This window comes from Limosilactobacillus difficilis (genome assembly GCF_947387495.1).
In the GTDB taxonomy this organism is placed as follows: domain Bacteria; phylum Bacillota; class Bacilli; order Lactobacillales; family Lactobacillaceae; genus Limosilactobacillus; species Limosilactobacillus difficilis.
This window is the reverse complement of the sequence record NZ_CANDNU010000111.1, coordinates 1-451: the sequence shown is the minus strand read 5'-3', so window position 1 is coordinate 451 and position 451 is coordinate 1. Positions and strand designations below refer to the sequence as shown.

Below are 451 nucleotides of genomic sequence, written 5' to 3'. Positions count from 1 at the left end.
CTCATCCACAAGCCAAAAAGTGCTTAGGACCTAACATTGCTCAACGTCCACAGGTTGCGGACCAACGGTCCGAAATTGGTCATTGGGAACTAGACACTATTCAAGGTCATAAAGATGGCAAGGATAGCGTTGTTCTAGTAATGACTGATCGTTTTTCACGGGTTAATATTACGAGAAAAATTACCAGTAAAACTGCATATGCAGTGAATCATTTTTTTGTTGAGTTGCGTCAGAAGCTTGGCAAGAATGCTTACTATCGCATTTTTAAAACAATTACTTCTGATAATGGTTCTGAATTTAGTGAGTTAACACGAGTTCATGACCATATTTTTTACACTGACCCATATTCTCCTTGGGAACGCGGATCCAATGAAATCAATAATCGTTTTCTCCGGAAGGAGATTACTAAGGGCCAAGCTATTAATGATTATAGTAGTGCCCAGATTATAGC

At 39.0% G+C, this 451-nt stretch carries 1 protein-coding gene; it reads left to right on the top strand.

Annotated features, from left to right (window positions below):
* On the top strand, positions 1–451 hold a 451-nt coding region (locus tag QOR82_RS09170), incomplete at both ends, for an IS30 family transposase (RefSeq protein ID WP_283584427.1).